Below are 17,970 nucleotides of genomic sequence, written 5' to 3' on the forward strand. Positions count from 1 at the left end.
CCGCAGTTCGGCCTAGCCATCACCGTTGGCTGGCTCCATTTCGTCGTTTCCCTGCCAGCCGAACTGGACGGCATCGCCGTCACAGGCTCCATGAATGCAGCCCGTGAGGCAATCGAAGGCGAACTCGCCGCCGTCGTCATCGAACAGGATGTAGGCGCCCGCCACGGCCATGTCGTAGCCTGGTGTCTCGACGACCCGCCATCTACCTCGGATGCTCATGCCGGTGCCGCCAGAAGCTTGGGCAGCCGGATCAGATTATAGGCCGCAAGCGCCAGGACGAAGACGGCATCCACCCGGTCGCGGCCTCGCAGCTTGACCTTGGCCAGGCCAGCGGAACTCTTGATCCAGCCGAAGACTTCTTCGATGCGTTTGCGGCAGCGTTGGCTGATGTCATAGCCGTCGTGACGCGTGGTACGCGCGTCGACCGCCGTCTTGCGCCGCTTGCCGGTCTTACTCAGATGTCCATTGATCGCGATATGCGGAGTAACCGATCTATCTCTCAGGTCATGCACGAACTGCGTGACGTCGTAGGCTTTGTCCGCCCCCAGAGTGACCCGCTTCGCACACCCGCGCCTGTCGATCATGGCAAGCGCAATCTCTCGTTCGGCGGTGCCAGTAGCTTGGCTCACTCCACCTAAAACCGCCAAACCATTGCGGTTCTCCATCAGCGCATGGCCCATATAGCAGAGTTTGGCCGGCTGGCCGTCGCCCTTTTTATAGAGCCTGGCCTCAGGATCGGTCGTGCTCTCATGGGTCTCGTTGGATCGCTTCTCCTTGTGGAAGCTGCGCTCGGCATTGCGTCCCGGACCGTCCTGATCTTTGTCGCTGCCATCCTTCCTCCGGAAGCTCTTGATCGAAGCCCAGGCTTCAATGAGCGTGCCGTCCACCGAGAAGTGATCGCTCGACAAAAGACGCTTCACCTTCGGCTGCGCCAAAAGCGCGTTCAAGAACTTGGCCGCAATCTCACCTTCAAGCAGCCGGTCGCGGTTCTTCGAGAAGGTTGAATGGTCCCAAACCGCATCGTCCACCCCAAGCCCGACGAACCAGCGGAACAGAAGATCGAACTCCATCCGTTCCATCAGATGCCTTTCCGAGCGAACCCCATAGAACGCCTGTAGGAGCATCGCCCGAAGCAGTTTCTCCGGTGCGATCGAGGGCCGACCGAAGTCCGTGTAGAGCTTGCCAAACTCCCCAGAAAGATCGCCCAGCGCCGCATTTGCCAGATCCCTGATCGCCCGCAGCGGGTGGTCGACGCGAACCCGAGCCTCCAGGTCAACATAACTGAACAGCGAGCCAGACCGTTCGTCACTTCCCCGCATCGTGCCACCCCAGCAAAATCCTGATCCTAGGGAATCACGATCCAAAACGCTTCGCCAGAGACTTCTTCAACAGCCTGCTAGAGCATGATCCGGACCCGAAGGGCCGCGTTAGCGCAAAGTGCGAAGCGGTTTTCCCTCGCGACAAGCGCGGAACGCGTTTGCGCGGAGATCATGCTCAAACAACAACCTGAAGCGCGATCACGATTCATCCCGATCTCATCGCGCCTTAGGCTGTTGCCGTCTGGTCAATCTTGCGCGCCGCTGCAGTGTGCTTGCGCTGCGATATCCCCAGCACCAGGACGCAAGCCGCCACCACCAGCGGCGGCAGCGCAGCGAGCAGGAACAGGCTCGAGAACGGCAGGTGCTGCGCGATCAGGATCCCGGCGACCAGCGGTCCGCTGATCGAGCCGATCTTGGCGACCGACAAGGCCCAGCCGACGGCCGTCGTGCGATTGGTGCTGGAATAGAACTGGCCGACCGAGCTGTTCAGGCCCTGGTGACCACCCACCACGAAGAAGCCGACACACGCCATCGTCGCAAGGTAGGCGCTGTCGCCAAGACCGGCCCAGCCAAGCGAAGCGACCAGCGGTGAGGCAATCAGCGGCACGATCGCAATGGCGATGACACCGAAACGATCGAGCACCCGGCCAATGGTGAGGCCGCCGACGGCGCCTCCCAGGCTGAACACGGTCAAGCCCATGGCAGCCTGCGCGGGCGTGTGCCCGGACGCCTCCGCCAGGATCGGCGTCCAGCTGTTGAGGAAGAACATCGTGATCGAGCTTGCGATATAGGCCACCCACAGGAACGGTGTGATGACCGCAAGCCGTCCGTCGAACAGTGTGGCGAGTTGCGACAGGAGCCCCGTGCCGGCGCTGGCAGCGGAAGCTTCATCGCGGAGGACGAAGCGGGTCGTCGCCTCCGCCTGGAGCGAGGGCTCGATCCGGTTCAGGATGCGCGCGATTTCCGCGGGCTCGCGATTGCGTATCGCGAGGAACTTGATCGATTCCGGAAGCGCGAAGTAGCACAGCGCGGCCCCGAGGAGCGGCAGCACGCCACCGATCCAGAACACGATGGTCCAGCCGAACTGCGGCACGAGACCGGCGGCGATGAAGCCACCGATGCTGCTGCCCGCGACATAGCCGACCATGATGATCGCGACCGCCGTGCCGCGATACCGGCTCGGCGCATATTCGAGGTTCAGCGCGTAGCATAGCGGCGACAATCCGCCGATTCCGATGCCGGCGAGGAAGCGAAGCGCGATCAGGCTCGTGATGTCGCTCGCCCACACCGTCGCCAGCGTGAAGCTGCCGAACACCAGCATCGAGGCCACGATCGACAGGCGACGGCCGATGCGGTCGCCGAGCGATCCGAACACGAGGCCACCGACGAGGATGCCGAAAATGCCGGCGCTGAAGACGATCCCAAGCGCGGCCCGCTCGATGCCCCAGGCGCGGATGATCGATGGTGCCGCGAAGGCCATGGCCTGGAGGTCGTAACCGTCCAGGAACATCATCGTCGTCGACAGGATCAGGACGGTGAGGACCAGGCCGTTGCGGCGCTGGCGCTCGATGACATCGGTGACATCGATGACGTCGGGTGCGCTCATTGCTCGTTCCTCCGCGTTGCCGTTTCGCTTGTGGTGACGGCTTATCGCGCCCAGGAGCCTATTTCCTTCCAGAACGAGGGGGAATAAGCTATTTCGCGCGATGATCTTTTCCAGAATGGATTAAATGGCCGATAGCCTCTTGAATATGAAGGCGTTTCTGGCGACGGCGCGGGCCGGCAGCTTCTCCGAGGCGGGCCGGCAGCTTGGGGTGGCGCCATCCGTCATCACCAAGCGGGTCGGACAATTGGAATGGTCGCTGAAGGCCACGCTGTTGCGGCGGAGCACGCGCCGCCTGGCGCTCACCGAGGTCGGCGAGCGCTATCTCGACGTCATCCGCCAGATCGTGCGCGAATACGACGAGATGGCGAAGGGGATCATGCGATCGCCGAACGAGCTCGAGGGCCAATTGCGCATCAAGGCGCCGGCATCACCGATGGTCATCGACCTCGCCCAACTGCTGTCGTCGTTTCAGATCAAATATCCCCGCGTGACGCTCGACGCGGTGCTGGTGGACCGCACCGTAAATCCGGTCGAGGAAGGCTTCGACATCGTGCTCACCATGATGCCGTCGTCCTTTGACGGCGTACTCGAGGAACCCTTGCACGTGTTCGAACGCGTGCTTTGTGCCGCGCCCTCCTATCTGGCGCGGCGCGGCCATCCCCGGCACGCGCGCGATCTCGTCAATCACGATTGCATCGTGTTTTCGCCGATCGGGCCGGCCTGGACCTTTGAAGGCCGCAACGGCGTGACGACGGTCGCGGTTCGGCCGCACCTCGTGACGAACAACGGCGCGCTCGTGATCGACAGCCTGTGCGCGGGCAGCGGAATAGCAATCGCCTCGCGCACCGCGGTGGCGGAGCGGCTCAAAACCGGCACGCTGGTCGAGCTGCTCCCGCAACTCCAGGTCCCTGATCTCTGGCTCAAGGCACTTGTTCCGGCGACGCGTTCCAATCTCGCGCGCGTGCAAACCCTGCTCGGCTCCATTCGCGATGCATTCCGGGAAGCCGCGGCATCCGTGGCGGCACCCGCGCGGAACGATGGGTAGCCGCACTCTCGCTGTCGTCCCGGCGATGGGTTAGCCTTTCACCCCGACCATCATATCGATCGCACCCTTCACGATCGCATCGAGCTCCTTGCGCGGGACGCGGGCGCGGGAACGGATGGCGATGGTGTGGATGGTGGCCGAGGCGAGCTGCGCCAGCACGACCGGATCGGCGCTGTCGGGCAGCTCGCCCTTCTCCTTGGCGCGGCGGAAGCAATTGGCAAAAGCCTTGTCGAGCTCCGATAAGCCATCCAGCACCATGGCGCGGATCTCGGGATCGCCGACGGCCTCGGAGGCCGCGGTCACTACCGTGAAGCAGCCGCGCGGACCGGTCTCGCCGGAGAGATAGATGGCGAGTGCGGAGGCGAAGATACGCTCCAGCCGTTCGCGCAGCGGCAGATCCGCGCGAAAGATCTCCACCATCGAGGCGCGCGCCTGCTCGCGGTAGCGCTGGTAACTCTTGATGTAGAGCTCGCGCTTGTCGCCGAAGGCGCCGTAGAGGCTCGGCCGGTTCATGCCGGTGGCCTCGCTGAGATCGTCGAGCGATGTCGCGGCAAAGCCCTGGGTGCGGAACAGGTCGAGCGCCTTGCCGAGCGCGACATCAGGCTCGTAGGCGCGCGGCCGGCCACGGCGCTTCTGTGGCTCGGGGGGACCGACGGACGGACCTTTTGATTTTTGTACCATCTCGCAAAATAATCCTTGACCGCCTCCATATTATGCAGAACAGTACAAAAATCAATCCGGCCGGGTTGCGAACGCAAGGTCAAACGACACCACGCCCAAAGGAGGCACCCCATGGATCTCTATTTCTCGCCGCTCGCCTGCTCGATGGCGACCCGGGTCGCGCTGTATGAAGCGGGCGCCGAGGCGAACTATCTCGAAGTCGATTCACCGACCAAGACCGTGCTGAAGGACGGCTCCGACTTCCGCGCCGTCAATCCGATCGGCCTGGTGCCGACACTGCGCACCGACGAGGGCGTGGTGCTGACGGAGAACGCAGCAATCCTGCAGTATGTCGCGGACCGCTTTCCGCAGTCCCACCTCGGCACCGCATCCGGCATCGACCGCACGCGGCTGCATCAATGGCTCTGCTTCATCGGCACCGAGCTGCACAAGGGGTTGTTTGTCCCCGTGCTCGATCGCAAATCGCCGCAGGAGAGCAAGGCCTACGCGCTGGAGAAGAACCTGTCACGACTTGATTATGTCGAGAACCACCTGAAGGGCCGCGAGTTCCTGCTCGACCACTTCACCGTCGCCGACGCCTATCTCGTCACGGTGATCAATTGGACCATGGCGACCCCGCCGATCGAGCTGGCGAAATGGCCGAACCTGAAGGCCTATTACGAGCGCCTCAAGCGGCGCCCGTCGATCGCAAAGGCGATTGCGGAGGAGTTCGAACTGTACAAGGCTGAGCAGGCGCGGCGGAAGGCCGCGGCGTAAGCCGCGTCGATCAACAGACCGTCCCGGCCACCGCCGGGACGATCACGTGCCGCGGAAAAATAGTGGCGATTGCGCTCCCCTGGTCGCCCAGTAACCGGCGGGCTGCCGAGGCCGCGACGCACGGCTATTTCGGTGCCTCGAGGACGATACCGTAGCGACGGTAGATCCGATCGATCGTGCCGTCGCCTCGCAAGCGGTCGACTGCCCCATCGATCGCTTCGCGCAACGCGTCGTCCGGGCGAACCATGCCGACGGCGACATTCCAGTTCAAGTCGGTCACGCTCTCGTCGCGAGCGAGGATCCGAAGCGGCTTCTCCGGATGCGTGAGGTTAAAATAGCTCGCCGCCGTCGGCGTAACGGCGGCAGCGTCGAGCTCGTCGTGCGAGAGAGCGTCGAGGCTGTCGCTCTCGAAGCCGAAGGTCGACGTCGGCACGCGGCGCTGGCCGATGATCATGGCGGCGACGGAGCCGACCTGCACCCCAACCTTGGTGTGCTCGTTCAGGCTCTTGAACGAGCTGAGCGTGCTCGAGGACGGCACCGCCAGCGCGACGCCCGTGCGGTAATACGGCTTCGAAATGCGCAGACGGGTTTCGCCTTGCGCCTCACGGTCGGCGATGACGTCGAGAAGGACATCGCAGGCAGCGCTGCGCATCTGATACTGCGTGATGATCAAGTCGAGCCTCAGCGAGACGCCGAGCTCGCGTGCCAGTGCCTGTCCCAATTCGACCTGAAATCCGGGAGGATCGCCAGCCTTGCTGGCGAAAGGAAGCGAGTTGGGATGGGCGCACAGCCCGAGCTCGCCGGATGAGCGGATCGCCTCCAGGGTTCGCGCCCCCGCCTGCGCCGCTGCCGAGAGCACAACGGCAGCACCGACCATGAGCGAGAGGATCATCTTCATCCGAAGGCCTCGTGTTCTCGGACCAAGCTTGGACTTCGCCGCCTCACCCCTCGTGCGGCTTCAATTGTCGGATATACTTTATGATCTCGTCGATCTGCGCGTCGCTGAAGGTCTCGCCGAACGCAGGCATCGCGCCAGACTTGCCATGCCTGATGCGGTCGCGAAGATAATCGTCGTCGCGAGCCGTATTCATGAGCTGCGGCCCCTTGCCGGCCGCGCGCCCCCCATCGGAATGACACCAGCCACACGTCGTTGCGAACAGTTGCCTGGCATCGAATTCCTCGTTGCGCGGCGCCGGAGAAGCCTGTTGCGCGGATGCGGGCATAGCACACGCGAAGCACGTGGACAGCACCGCCGTCCACAGCACCGGCAAATTCAATCTCATGGGGCGGAACTCCATTTTGTTTATGTTCCATCTACCCCTCTGTCCGTCCCAACGCACGGGGAGCGGGCTTGTGCCCGCTCCCCGCTCAACCGTCCGAAAAGGCCTATTTCAAGCTGTAAACGATGAGCGCGCCGTCGTCGCGCGGCATGCTCTTGTAAACGCCGCCGAAGGTCGGCGCATAATCATCCGACGCCATGCCGCCAAAGCCCGCAGTCACCGCGATATACTGCTTACCGCCAGCGGAGTAGCTGATGATTCCACCCTGATGGCCGGTGCCGTCAGAGTGATTCCACAGCTCGGTCCCGCTTTCGGCATCGTAGGCATGAATGATACCGCGCGAGTCAGGCACGAACACCAGATTGCCTGCGGTCGACAGGACGCTCGCGAGCGGCGGCTCGGGGAAACGGACCTCCCACTTCTTGGCACCAGTCACCGGGTCGCGCGCGTCGAGATGACCATAGATCTCCCCGCCTGGAGGAGGCGCAATTTTGAAATCGGCCCCGATATTGAGCTGCGCTTGCGGGGCGACCACCGGCGTCGTCTTCATGACCTCGAGGGTCATGCACCACTCCTGGCCGAGCTTGTAGTAGAGGCCCGTCTTCGGATTGTAGGAGCCAGAATTGAAGCTGACGCCGCCGGAGATGTGCGGGCACAGCGGCTCGTCGACCTTTCCCGCGGCAAAGTCACGCCGGCCGATCAGTTCACCGGTCTTTGGGTCGATGTTCTTGACGAAATTGCTGTTCTCGGTAATCCGCCAGACGTTCTTCAAACCGAGATTGCGATCGTAGACGAAGATGTAGCCGCTCTTGTTCGGATGCACCACAAGCTTCTGGCCGTCGCGATCGAGCATGACGAATTCCCCGACGGCGCTGTCAAAGTCCCAACCGTCGTGCGGCAGCTCCTGATGATAGAATTTCAGCTTGCCGCTATCGAGATCGAGACCGATCACAGAGCTCGTGTAGAGATTGTCGCCGGGACGCGCACCTTGCGTCTTGTAATCCTTGCCCGACCAGTCGTAGAGCGGCGCCGGATTGGCGGTGCCCCAAAGGATGGTGTTGGTCTCGGAGTCGTAGGTGCCCGGCATCCAGCCGCCACCCCCGCCGGTACGCCACGAATCATTTCCCCACGTCTTCATGGCTTCATCGGTGCCGGCTACCGTCAGGAATTCCCATTTCTTTTTGCCCGTGGTGGCATCGACGGCGAAGATCGGGCCGCGGCCCGGCCACTCTCCACCTTGCGCGCCGATGATCACGGTGCCCTTCGCATAAAGCGGCGCACCGGTGAATCCGACCGTGAGCTTTTGCGAGTCGATCAGCTTGGTCTCCCAGAGGACCTTGCCCGACTTCATATCCAACCCGAACAGCCGGCCGTCCATCGTGCCGACAAAGACCTTGCCTTCACCAATCGCTACGCCGCGATTGTAAGGAGAATGGGTCTGCCTGTTGATGAGCGCCTCATCGAGCTCAGGAAAGAAGTTCCAGATCACCTCGCCGGTCGCGCCGTTCAACGCAAACACCCTGCTGTAGGAACCCGAGTAATAGAGCACGCCATCGGCCACGAGTGGCATGGATTGCAGGCCGCGCGTCGACCGTCCCGGAATGTGGATCCAGGCAACGCCCAGATTGCCGACATTGCCCGCATTGATCTGGGCGAGCGGGCTGTAGTGATAGGATTTGTAGGAACCGTGATAGGTCAGCCAGTCGTTCTGGCCGGCGGCGTCGATGCGCGCAGTGTCCACGGTTTGGGCCAAGGCCGGCGACACCATGAGTGCCGCACCAACGACAAGAGGCAGACCAGAATAGCACCACCACGTCTTCATGTGCAGTTCCTTCCCGCTTATGTGTTTCTTGACAATGTCTCGCGAACGTCCTTGCGACGGACGCTGGCAGCCCGGTTCGGTGTCGGTTGGTCTCCTTCAGATGAGTCGGCGACAGCTTTCCATCTCTCTCGGCGCCCATCGCCCAAGGAGGTTGGTCTGTTGGATTGGCTGCTGTTGCTCCCGCTCGCGGGCATAGAGTACGCCGGATCGCGCGGAGTGCAATCGGGGAATGCGCGCCGAACGCGAATGTCAGTGGCACTGACTATCTCAGCGAGATTAACTAATCCAACCGCGATCGACAGTTTACTCGCGGTGGCTCACAGCAGGAAGGCAAGCGCAGCTTCACAGCGCTCCTCAACCTTCAGCGTCAACAGATCGTCCGCGCGGGTGCGTCCGAGATTGACCGCGGCAATCGGAATGTTCTTGCGTGCCGCCATCTGCACGAAGCGAAAGCCGGAATAGACCATGAGCGACGAGCCGACGATCAGCAGGGCGTCGGCCTGCTCCAGATGTTCTTGCGCGGATGCGACGACCTCGCGCGGCACGCTCTCGCCGAAGAACACGACATCGGGCTTGAGGACACCGCCGCAGGATTGGCAAGCCGGCACGTCGAACGTCGAAAAATCCTCGTGATCGAGATCGGCATCGCCATCGGGCGCATCCGCGGCATCGAGCGAGAGCCAGGCAGCATTCGCGCGGCCGAGGGAGCGCTGGAATTCGTTGCGCGGCGTCTTCTCGCCGCAGCCCATGCAACGGACGAGATCGAGCCGGCCGTGCAGATCAATCACCTGCCGGTGGCCCGCCGACTGATGCAGTCGGTCGACATTCTGGGTCAGCAGCATCTCGCACTGCCCGTTCGCCTCGAGGCGAGCCAGCGCATGATGCGCATCGTTCGGCATGGCCTGGCCGAACCGCCGCCAGCCGATCAGGCTGCGCGCCCAGTATCGCTGCCGCGTGCGCGCATCACCCATGAAGGCCTGGTAGTTGACCGGTTGGGTTCGCTTCCAGTTGCCCTGGCTGTCGCGATAATCGGGAATGCCGGAATTGGTGCTGCAGCCTGCCCCGGTCAGAACGAAGAGACGCTGGTGCCGGGCGACGAAATCTTCGAGTGGACGTTTTGCCATTCATAAGGATGTAGTCTGCTTCGATCGGCTTTGCCAGATGGACACGCGCATGATGATGCTGCGCTGCGGCCCGCGCTTGCCGACGAAATTGTGATTATCGGCCCTGCCCCGGACGGCCCATGATGAAAAGGCGCCGACCTGCAATGCAATCCGGGGCACCCCATGACGTCAGTCGCGATGCCGCCCGCCGTCCATCGTCGTCATCAACCCTGGTACAAGATTCTCTACGTCCAGGTGCTGATCGCGCTCGGAATCCTGGTCGGCTATTTCAACCCCGATCTCGGCAAGGAGCTGAAGCCGCTGGGCGACGGCTTCATCGCGCTGATCAAGATGATGATCGCGCCGGTGATCTTCTGCACCGTGGTGCACGGCATCTCCTCGATGGGCGACCTCAAGCGGGTCGGCCGGGTCGGGCTGAAGGCGCTGGTCTATTTCGAGACGGTTTCGACGGTCGCGCTCGCGGTCGGCTTGCTCGTCGGCGAGGTGCTCCAGCCCGGCCACGGCTTCAACATCGATCCCTCCACGATCGATCCGAAGTCGGTGGCGACCTACGTCACCAAGGCCAAGGAAGAGGGCATCGTCGCCCATCTGATGGCGATCATCCCGGACAGCTATATCGGTGCGATCGCACGCGGCGACATCCTCCAGGTGCTGCTGATCTCGATCCTGTCAGGGTTTTCGATCGCGTTCCTCGGCAAGGCCGGCGAGCCGATCGTCGACGCCGTCGACAAGGCCGCAAAGATGTTCTTCGGCATCATCCGCATCGTCGTGCGCGTCGCCCCGATCGGCGCGTTCGGCGCGATGGCCTTCACGGTGGGGGCCTATGGCCTCGGATCGCTGCTCAACCTCGTGGCGCTGATCGGTACGTTCTATCTCACCAGCATCCTGTTCGTGCTGATCGTGCTCGGCGCGATCGCGCGGGTCGCCGGCTTCTCGATCCTGCGTTTCATCGCCTACATCAAGGACGAGCTCTTGATCGTCCTCGGCACGTCATCGTCGGAAACGGTGCTGCCGCAGATGATCCAGAAGATGGAGCATCTCGGCGCTTCGCGCTCCGTGGTCGGCCTCGTCATCCCGACCGGTTACAGCTTCAACCTCGACGGCACCAACATCTACATGACGCTGGCGATCCTGTTTCTGGCCCAGGCGACCAACACCAACCTCACGATCTGGCAGGAGCTCGGCATTTTGGGAATCGCCATGATCACATCCAAGGGCGCCTCGGGCGTGACCGGCGCCGGCTTCATCACGCTGGCAGCGACGCTCTCCATCGTGCCCGACATCCCGGTCCAGTCGATCGCGATCCTGGTCGGCATCGACAAGTTCATGAGCGAGTGCCGCGCGCTGACCAATCTGATCGGCAACGGCGTCGCCTGCGTCGTGATCAGCATGTCCGAGGGCGAACTCGATCGCACCGCGCTGCACGAGACCATGGCGCATCCGCTGGAGATGGGCGAAGCGCTGGAGCCGGGTGGCGGGTCCTGAGACTCAGATCACGATGCGATGTCGTCGAGTCCGTAGATCGCAGTCGCGTTCTCTGACGACACCAGCCCGCTCTCGACGTCCTCCTGCACGCGCGCCCGCTGGCGCTCCCGGGGATCGCCGATGCCGGCGCCGCCGGGCGTCATCACGACGAGGCGGTCCTCCGACGGCACCTGCTGAAAGCCTTTTCCGCGCATCTTCCTGCCGGACTTCAAGCCGACATAGCCAGCCTCGCCGTCACGGCCGCCATCGCGGCCGCGCGGCGGATGATCGATGCGGTCGAACGCGGCCAGAATGTCGAACGGCGCGTCGACACCGCTGCCGACCTCGATGATCTGGCCGAGACCACCGCGGGTGCGGCCCGCGCCGCCGGAATCCGGCCGCAGCTCCTTGCGCCAGAAGATCAGCGGCGTCTGCGTCTCCGCGATCTCGACCGGCGTGCCGCGCACCCCGCTCGGATAGGCGGTTGCCGACAGCCCGTCCTTGGCAAAACGCGCGCCGGTACCGCCATTGCTGGTCACCGCCATCGAGAATCCATAGTTGCCGCCGGCGCCGGAACGCGTCTGTCCGCGCACGTTGAGGTTCCACAGGCATGAGGTGCCTTCGGCCGGAACACGCTCGGGGATGATCTGGCGCAGGCAGCCGAACACGACGTCCGGCAGCATCTGGCCGATGACGTGGCGCGAAGCCACCGGCGCAGGTTTTGGCGCATTGAGGATCGCGCCTGATGGCGCCGACACCGTCAGCGGCGAGAGCGAGCCGGCATTGTTGGGAATCTCCGAGGCGACGACGCAGCCGAGGCCGAACACGGTGTAGGCGGTGGTGTAGGAGAGCGGCACGTTAATGCCGAACTTCGAGGCCGGCGAAGTGCCGGTGAAATCGACGTGAATGCCTTTCTCCGAGGTCGTCAGCATCGCCGATAGCGTCACCGGCGCATCATAGCCGTCGACGACCATGGTGTTGCGCCAGCTTCCCTTCGGCAGCTTCGCGATCTCGGCAAGCACGGCCTCGCGCGATCGGTCGCAGATGTAGTCGCCGAGCTCATCGAGCGTGTCGATGCCGAACTCGGTCATCATCTCCACCAGGCGCTCGCAGCCGACATCGTTGCAGCCGGCGAGCGAATAGGTGTCGCCCTCGGTGTCGATCGGCAGCCGCGTGTTGGTGCGGATCATCGCCATCAGTGTCTCGTTGACGACGCCCTGGTCGATCAGCTTCAGCATCGGAATGTAGAGCCCCTCCATGAAGACGTCGGTGGCGTCGGGCCCGAAGCCGATGCCGCCGATGTCCATCAGATGGCTGGTGCAGGAGAACAGCGCGACCAGCTTGCCGTTCTTGAAGCAGGGCGTGGTGACGACGAAGTCGTTGAGATGGCCGGTGCCCATCCAGGGATCGTTGGTGATGTAGGCGTCGCCCTCCTTCATCGTCTCCAGCGGAAAATGCGCGACGAAGTGCTTGACCGATTCCGCCATCGAGTTGACATGACCCGGCGTGCCCGTCACGGCCTGCGCCAGCATGCGGCCCCTGAGGTCGAACACGCCGGCGGAGAGATCACCGCATTCACGCACGATGGGGCTGAAGGCGGTGCGGAGCAGAACCTGCGCCTGCTCTTCCACCACCGCGATCAACCGATGCCACATGATCTGAAGGTCGATCAGGCTGGTGCTTGCGCTATTCATGGTCACGCCGCCTTTCGTTCCATGACGATGCAGCCGGCACCGTCGATGTGGGCGTCAAAGCTCGTCGAGACGAATGTCGAGGTTTCGTCCTCCGCGATCACGGCAGGGCCGGCGATGGTCGCCCCCAGCTCCATGTCCTCGCGGCGGTACAAGGGGATTTCGACCAGGCGCCCTGCCCTTCCATCGAAGAACTTTCGGCTGCCGGATGCCTTGCCGGCCGGCTTGCGTGCAACGGCATCGACGACCGGTGGATTGCGCGGCTCGGTGGTCGCAAGCACCGACCAGCTCAGCACCTCGATCGCAGCGCCCGGAATCGGCCGCTCGAACATCGCGGCATAATCGGTCTCGAAAGATTTTCTCAGGCCCGCGAGATCGGCCGCGGTCAGCGGCCGGTTCGGCAGCTCGACCGTGATCTCATGGCCCTGGCCGACATAGCGCATGAACGCGGCGCGACGCTCACGGACCGGCGCGCCGGCAGCACCGGGCTCGACCAACGCCCGCGCCTCGGTCGCCATCTCCTGCAGGAGATCCGAGACCGCCGCGGTATCGAAATCGTCGAGCCGGACATGGCGGCTGCGCACCAGCTCATAGGCGATGGGCGCGGCCAGAAACCCGACGGCCGAGCCGACGCCGGCATTCGACGGCACGATCACCCGGGAGACACCGATTTTCTCGGCGACGCGTGCGGCATGCAGCGGCGCGGCGCCGCCGAAGGCGATCAGCGTGTGCTGGCCGACCACAGCGCCACGCTCGACCGCGTGCACGCGCGCCGCGCTCGCCATGTTCTCGCAGACGACCTCGTGCACCGCAAAGGCGGCGTTCTCCGCCGACAGGCCCAGCGCCTCACCGACGTCATGTAGCAACGCCGCTTTCGACAGTTCGGGGTCGAGCTTGATCGTACCGCCGGCAAAGGCATCGGGATCGATCATGCCGAGTGCGACGTCCGCATCGGTCACCGCAGGCCGCGCGCCGCCGCGGCCATAGCAGGCAGGGCCCGGTTCAGACGACGCGCTCTCGGGCCCAACGGTCACGCGCTTCATCGCATCGATCCGCGCAATCGAGCCGCCGCCGGCGCCGATCTCGACCATCTCGATCACGGGAATGCGCACCGGCAGGCCCGAGCCCTTCAAAAAGCGCGCGGCACGATCGACCTCGAACACGCGTGAGGTCTCCGGCTGATACTTCTCGATCAGGCAGATTTTTGCCGTGGTGCCGCCCATGTCGAAGGAGAGCACCCTGCTCTCGCCGAGCCGCGCCGCGATCTGCGCCGCGAAGATCGCGCCGCCGGCGGGACCGGACTCCACGAGGCGCACCGGAAAGCGCCGCGCCGTCTCGATCGAGGTGACGCCGCCGCCGGAGGTCACGAGATAGATCGCGCCGCGGAACTGCTCGACCGTCAGCGCCTCGGCCATGCGTACGAGATAGCCATCGATCAAAGGCTGCACATAGGCATTGGCGACCGCGGTCGAGGTGCGCTCATACTCGCGGATCTCGGGGCACACCGCCGAAGACATCGTCACGGAGATACCAGGCATCTCCTGCTCGAGAATCGCGGCCGTGCGCCGCTCATGCTCGGGATTGGCGTAGGAGTGCAGGAAGGCGATGGCGACGCTTTCGACATTTTGGGCACGCAATTTCGGCGCCAGCGCGCGTACCGCGGCCTCATCCAGCGGCAACCGCACCGCGCCATGCGCATCGACACGCTCGGGGACGGTGAAGCGCAGGGAACGCGGCACCAGCGGCTTCGGCTTGTCGATGGTGAGATCGTATTGATCGTAGCGGCTCTCGGTGCCGATATCGAGCACATCGCGAAAGCCTTCGGTGGCGATCAGCGCGATCTTCGCGCCACGGCGCTCGATGATGGCGTTGGTCGCCAGCGTCGTGCCGTGAATGAAGACGTCGATGTCGCTGATATGCGCGTGAGCGTCAGTGAGAATGAGACGCATGCCGTCGAGCACCGCCTGCTCGGGACGCGTCGGCGTCGTCAGCACCTTACGCGTCTTGCGATCCAACCCTACATCCAGCACGATATCGGTGAACGTTCCTCCGATGTCGACGGCAAGCCGCACTTCGGCTCCCTCAAGCATTCCAATGTCTCCGTGCTGATCGACCGGTTGGGCTCAAATATTCAGCAATTTCTATGCCATCGACTGCACCGATGGCAATGCGCCCGGCCTTTTCGCCGGGCACCTATGCGATAGCTAAGGCTGCGCGCAGCTCAGCCGTTGAAGGCCGCCTGCGCCTCCGGCAGATCCCAGATCTTCCCGATTGCGGCTGCGCCTTGCGACGTGATCGCGGCCTCGTCGCCATGGACGTAGCGGCCGGCATCAATCAGCACGCGACCATCGACGACCACCTGATCGATATTGGCGCGGTTGGCGAGCGCGACCAATGCGCGCCTGGCATCAAAGAGCGGCTGCAAATGCGGATGGGTGAGATCGACGACGGTGAGATCGGCGGTCGCGCCCGGCGCAATCCGGCCGAGATCGGGCCGCTTGATTGTGTCAGCAGCGGTTGCCGTGATCGACTCGATCAGCTCGGGGGAATTCGCGACATCGGCGCGCTGCGACGACGTCTTGGAGATGAGCGAGGCGGCGTTGAGCTCGCCGAGCAGGTCCATGTTGTAGCCGTCGGTGCCGACCACGGTGCGTACGCCATGGCCGGCGAAGCGACTGAATGCCGCAGTCACGCCGGCGCGCGCGAACACGCGCGGGCAGTTCAGCACGGTCGCGCCGCGCGCAGCCATCAGCTTCAGATCGTTATCGGTGCTGGCGATGCAGTGCGCGGCGAGCAGGTCCGGCGCAAGGAGGCCGAGCCAATCCAGATATTCCGCCGGCGTGCGACCGCCATAGCGCGTGCCGATGGTCTCGACCTCCGCGCGGCTCTGCGCCAGATGCGTCGTGATGGAGACACCAAGCTCGCGCGCGCGCGCCGCACACGCCCTCAGCAGATCCGGCCCGCAGGTGTCGGTCGCGTGCGGGCTCATCGCAAGACCGATGCGCCCTTCGCCGCGGCGGTTCCAGCGCTGATAGAGCGCGTCCCATGTCGCCAGATCCGCTGCGCCATCATCGCCGGCGTAGCGGACCACGCCGTCGGGACCGGCCTTGGCGTCCGATGTCGAGAACAGATAAGGCGCACCATAGAAGCGGATGCCCATCTCCTCGGCGGCATCGAACATTTCCGGAATGGAGTTGCGGAACGGCTCCATCACGGTGGTGGCGCCGCCCTTCAGGAGCTGGAGAATGCCGAGCCGCGCGACGGCGAGACGCTCTTCCGGCGACAACAGGTCGGCGCCGCGCTTGGTCAGCGGCAGAAGCACGGTGTAGACAATGCTCTGGTTGTTGCGACGGCCGTTGCCGTCCTCGGTATGACTGCGCGCTACCGCCTCGCTGAAACAGTGATTATGCAGGTTCAACAGGCCCGGCAGGATGAAGCGGCCGGGGCGGTCATAGACCTGATCGGCGCGCGGCTTGTCGCGCGTGACCGCAGCGATCCTCTTGCCCTCGACCAGAACCCAATGATCGCGCAAGACGTCCTGCGCGCCGTCCTTACGTGACAGCACATAGCTGCCGAAGATTGCGATCGTGCTCATGCGGGGCGTACGTTCCAGAAGACGGCGGTACCGTCGAGAATGCCGGTGATGGACTTGCGATAGGCGGTCGGCTGCTTGTACAGCCCGATCGGCAGATAAGGGATCTCCTCGAAGGCCAGCGCCTGGATCTCGCGGCAGATGCGCTGCTGCTCGGCAAGCTCGGATGCGGCCAGCCACTGGCTGCGCAAACCGCCCATCTTCTCGCTCTTGTACCAGCCGGCGACCTTGCCTTCGCCGCGCAAGTTGGTGTTGCCGGCGGGATTGAGCCAGTCGATGCCCTGCCAGTTGCCAACCGCCGCGCTCCAGCCGCCCTGCCCGATCGGCTCCTTCTTCAACTGCCGTTGCAACACGACGGCGAAATCGAGCGCGGCATATTCGACGTTCATGCCGGCCTTGCGCAGCGTGTCGGCGGCGATCTCGCCGAGCGGGCGCTGCGCGAGCGAATTGGTGGGCACGAGCAGCACGATCTTCTCGCCATTGTACCCGGCTGCCTTCAGGTCGGCCCTGACCTTGGCGTAGTCGCGCGGGGCTCGGAAGACGTCGAGCCCGACCTCGCTCGCCATCGGTGTGCCCGGCGCAAAGAACCCGATCGGCGAGACCTGATAGGCGGGATCGGTGCCCGCGACCGCGGTCATGAACGACGACTGGTCGATCGCACCCAGCAATGCCCGGCGAACCGCGGGGTTGTCGAACGGCGGCTGGAGATGATTGAGCCTCAGCATGCAGGTGTAGCCACGAGGATCGAGCACGCGCGTTTCGATGTCGCCGGCCGCCTTGATCACCGGCAACAGGTCGTGCGGTGTGGTTTCCTGCCAGTCCTGCTCGCCGGTCTGGAGCGCGGCGACACCGGTGCCGGCGTCCGGAGTCGTGGTCCAGACCACGCGGTCGTAGTGTACGATCTTGGGACCTGCGGTCCAATCCGGCTTGCCGTCGCTGCGCGGCTGGTAGCGGTCGAAGCGGGCATAGGCGTTGCGCGCGCCCTGCACGCGCTCGTCGGCGAGATAGCGGAACGGACCGCTGCCGATCACCTCCGTCAGCGGCTTGAACGGATCCTGGCTTGCCAGCCGTTCCGGCATCATGAAGCAGGCATTGATCGCGGCCTTGCCGAGCGCCTGCGGCAATAGCGGAAACGGACGCTTGAGGCGGAAGCGGATGGTGCGGTCGTCGGCTGCAAGCAGCTCGTCGGTCGCCTCCATCAGCTCGCCGCCAAAGCCGTCGCGCGCCGCCCAGCGGCGGATGCTCGCGACGCAATCGCGCGCCAGTACGCGCTCGCCATCGTGCCAGAACAGGCCGTCGCGAAGGGTGAGGTCCCACTGGAGCCCGTCATTGGAGATGACATGGCCCGACAGCATCTGCGGCGAGACCTGGAGCGAGGCGCTCATGCCGTAGAGCGTGTCGTAGACCATGAAGCCGTGATTGCGCGAGACCTGTGCCGTCGAATAGATCGGGTCAACGAAAGCGAGATCGATCACCGGGATGAAGCGCAGCGTGGTCTGCTCCTCGGCGCGTAATATCCCCGGCAGCGAGAGAGCCGGCGCGGCAGCAGCGGCCTTGAGCAGGGAACGGCGAGTGATCAGCATCGAACAA

The 17,970-nt window shown here is 64.1% G+C and carries 15 protein-coding genes; 3 read left to right on the forward strand and 12 right to left on the reverse strand.

Annotation, left to right across the window (positions count from 1 at the left end):
* Window positions 1-12: 12 nt before the first annotated feature.
* The 3 genes from NLM33_RS25650 to NLM33_RS25660 form a co-directional block, all read right to left on the reverse strand.
* Window positions 13-219, reverse strand: a complete 207-nt coding sequence (locus NLM33_RS25650; protein WP_254094631.1) for a hypothetical protein — start codon at window positions 217-219, stop codon at window positions 13-15.
* Complete coding sequence (locus tag NLM33_RS25655) at window positions 216-1,319, reverse strand: IS5 family transposase (RefSeq protein WP_254094633.1); 1,104 nt, start codon at window positions 1,317-1,319, stop codon at window positions 216-218. The genes NLM33_RS25650 and NLM33_RS25655 overlap by 4 nt, the downstream gene beginning before the upstream one ends.
* 226 nt (window positions 1,320-1,545) lie before the next feature.
* Complete coding sequence (locus tag NLM33_RS25660; protein ID WP_254099964.1) at window positions 1,546-2,925, reverse strand: MFS transporter; 1,380 nt, start codon at window positions 2,923-2,925, stop codon at window positions 1,546-1,548.
* Window positions 2,926-3,049: 124 nt separating this feature from the next.
* On the opposite strand from NLM33_RS25660, the gene NLM33_RS25665 reads away from it, so the two are divergent.
* Entirely contained in the window at window positions 3,050-3,970 is a 921-nt protein-coding gene (locus tag NLM33_RS25665; protein ID WP_254099966.1) for a LysR family transcriptional regulator, read from the forward strand.
* 30 nt (window positions 3,971-4,000) lie between these two features.
* Here the strand turns inward: NLM33_RS25665 and NLM33_RS25670 are convergent, their stop codons facing one another.
* Window positions 4,001-4,651 (reverse strand): TetR/AcrR family transcriptional regulator, encoded by a 651-nt coding sequence (locus tag NLM33_RS25670; RefSeq protein ID WP_254099968.1) that lies wholly within the window; start codon window positions 4,649-4,651, stop codon window positions 4,001-4,003.
* A gap of 111 nt (window positions 4,652-4,762) precedes the next feature.
* Between NLM33_RS25670 and NLM33_RS25675 the strand changes: the two genes are divergently transcribed.
* Entirely contained in the window at window positions 4,763-5,407 is a 645-nt protein-coding gene (locus NLM33_RS25675; RefSeq protein WP_254099969.1) for a glutathione binding-like protein, read from the forward strand.
* A 124-nt stretch (window positions 5,408-5,531) separates the two neighbouring features.
* On the opposite strand, the gene NLM33_RS25680 is transcribed toward NLM33_RS25675, so the two are convergent.
* From NLM33_RS25680 to NLM33_RS25695, 4 genes are all read right to left on the reverse strand, one after another.
* Entirely contained in the window at window positions 5,532-6,305 is a 774-nt protein-coding gene (locus tag NLM33_RS25680; protein WP_254099971.1) for an ABC transporter substrate-binding protein, read from the reverse strand.
* A gap of 43 nt (window positions 6,306-6,348) precedes the next feature.
* The gene (locus NLM33_RS25685; RefSeq protein WP_254105881.1) at window positions 6,349-6,672 is read right to left on the reverse strand and encodes a cytochrome c; all 324 of its coding nucleotides are present in this window, start codon (window positions 6,670-6,672) and stop codon (window positions 6,349-6,351) included.
* A gap of 121 nt (window positions 6,673-6,793) precedes the next feature.
* Window positions 6,794-8,509, reverse strand: a complete 1,716-nt coding sequence (locus NLM33_RS25690; protein ID WP_254099973.1) for a PQQ-binding-like beta-propeller repeat protein — start codon at window positions 8,507-8,509, stop codon at window positions 6,794-6,796.
* A 317-nt stretch (window positions 8,510-8,826) separates the two neighbouring features.
* On the reverse strand, window positions 8,827-9,633 hold the full coding sequence (locus NLM33_RS25695) for an NAD-dependent protein deacetylase (RefSeq protein WP_254099975.1): 807 nt from the start codon (window positions 9,631-9,633) through the stop codon (window positions 8,827-8,829).
* A gap of 162 nt (window positions 9,634-9,795) precedes the next feature.
* On the opposite strand from NLM33_RS25695, the gene NLM33_RS25700 reads away from it, so the two are divergent.
* Window positions 9,796-11,118, forward strand: a complete 1,323-nt coding sequence (locus NLM33_RS25700) for a dicarboxylate/amino acid:cation symporter (protein ID WP_254099977.1) — start codon at window positions 9,796-9,798, stop codon at window positions 11,116-11,118.
* A gap of 8 nt (window positions 11,119-11,126) precedes the next feature.
* Here NLM33_RS25700 and NLM33_RS25705 read toward each other — a convergent pair whose 3' ends face one another.
* From NLM33_RS25705 to NLM33_RS25720, 4 genes are all read right to left on the reverse strand, one after another.
* A complete protein-coding gene (locus tag NLM33_RS25705; RefSeq protein WP_254099979.1) occupies window positions 11,127-12,791 on the reverse strand; it encodes a hydantoinase B/oxoprolinase family protein in 1,665 nt (554 codons plus the stop codon).
* 2 nt (window positions 12,792-12,793) lie between these two features.
* Window positions 12,794-14,878, reverse strand: coding sequence for a hydantoinase/oxoprolinase family protein (locus NLM33_RS25710; protein WP_254099981.1), 2,085 nt, complete (start codon window positions 14,876-14,878; stop codon window positions 12,794-12,796).
* Between the two features lie 131 nt (window positions 14,879-15,009).
* On the reverse strand, window positions 15,010-16,383 hold the full coding sequence (locus NLM33_RS25715) for an amidohydrolase family protein (RefSeq protein WP_254099983.1): 1,374 nt from the start codon (window positions 16,381-16,383) through the stop codon (window positions 15,010-15,012).
* Window positions 16,380-17,963: an ABC transporter substrate-binding protein gene (locus NLM33_RS25720; protein ID WP_254099985.1), complete on the reverse strand. Its 1,584-nt coding sequence runs from the start codon at window positions 17,961-17,963 to the stop codon at window positions 16,380-16,382. Before NLM33_RS25720 ends, NLM33_RS25715 begins: the two co-directional genes overlap by 4 nt.
* Window positions 17,964-17,970 lie beyond the last annotated feature (7 nt).

It is taken from the genome of Bradyrhizobium sp. CCGUVB1N3 (assembly GCF_024199925.1).
GTDB lineage: Bacteria > Pseudomonadota > Alphaproteobacteria > Rhizobiales > Xanthobacteraceae > Bradyrhizobium.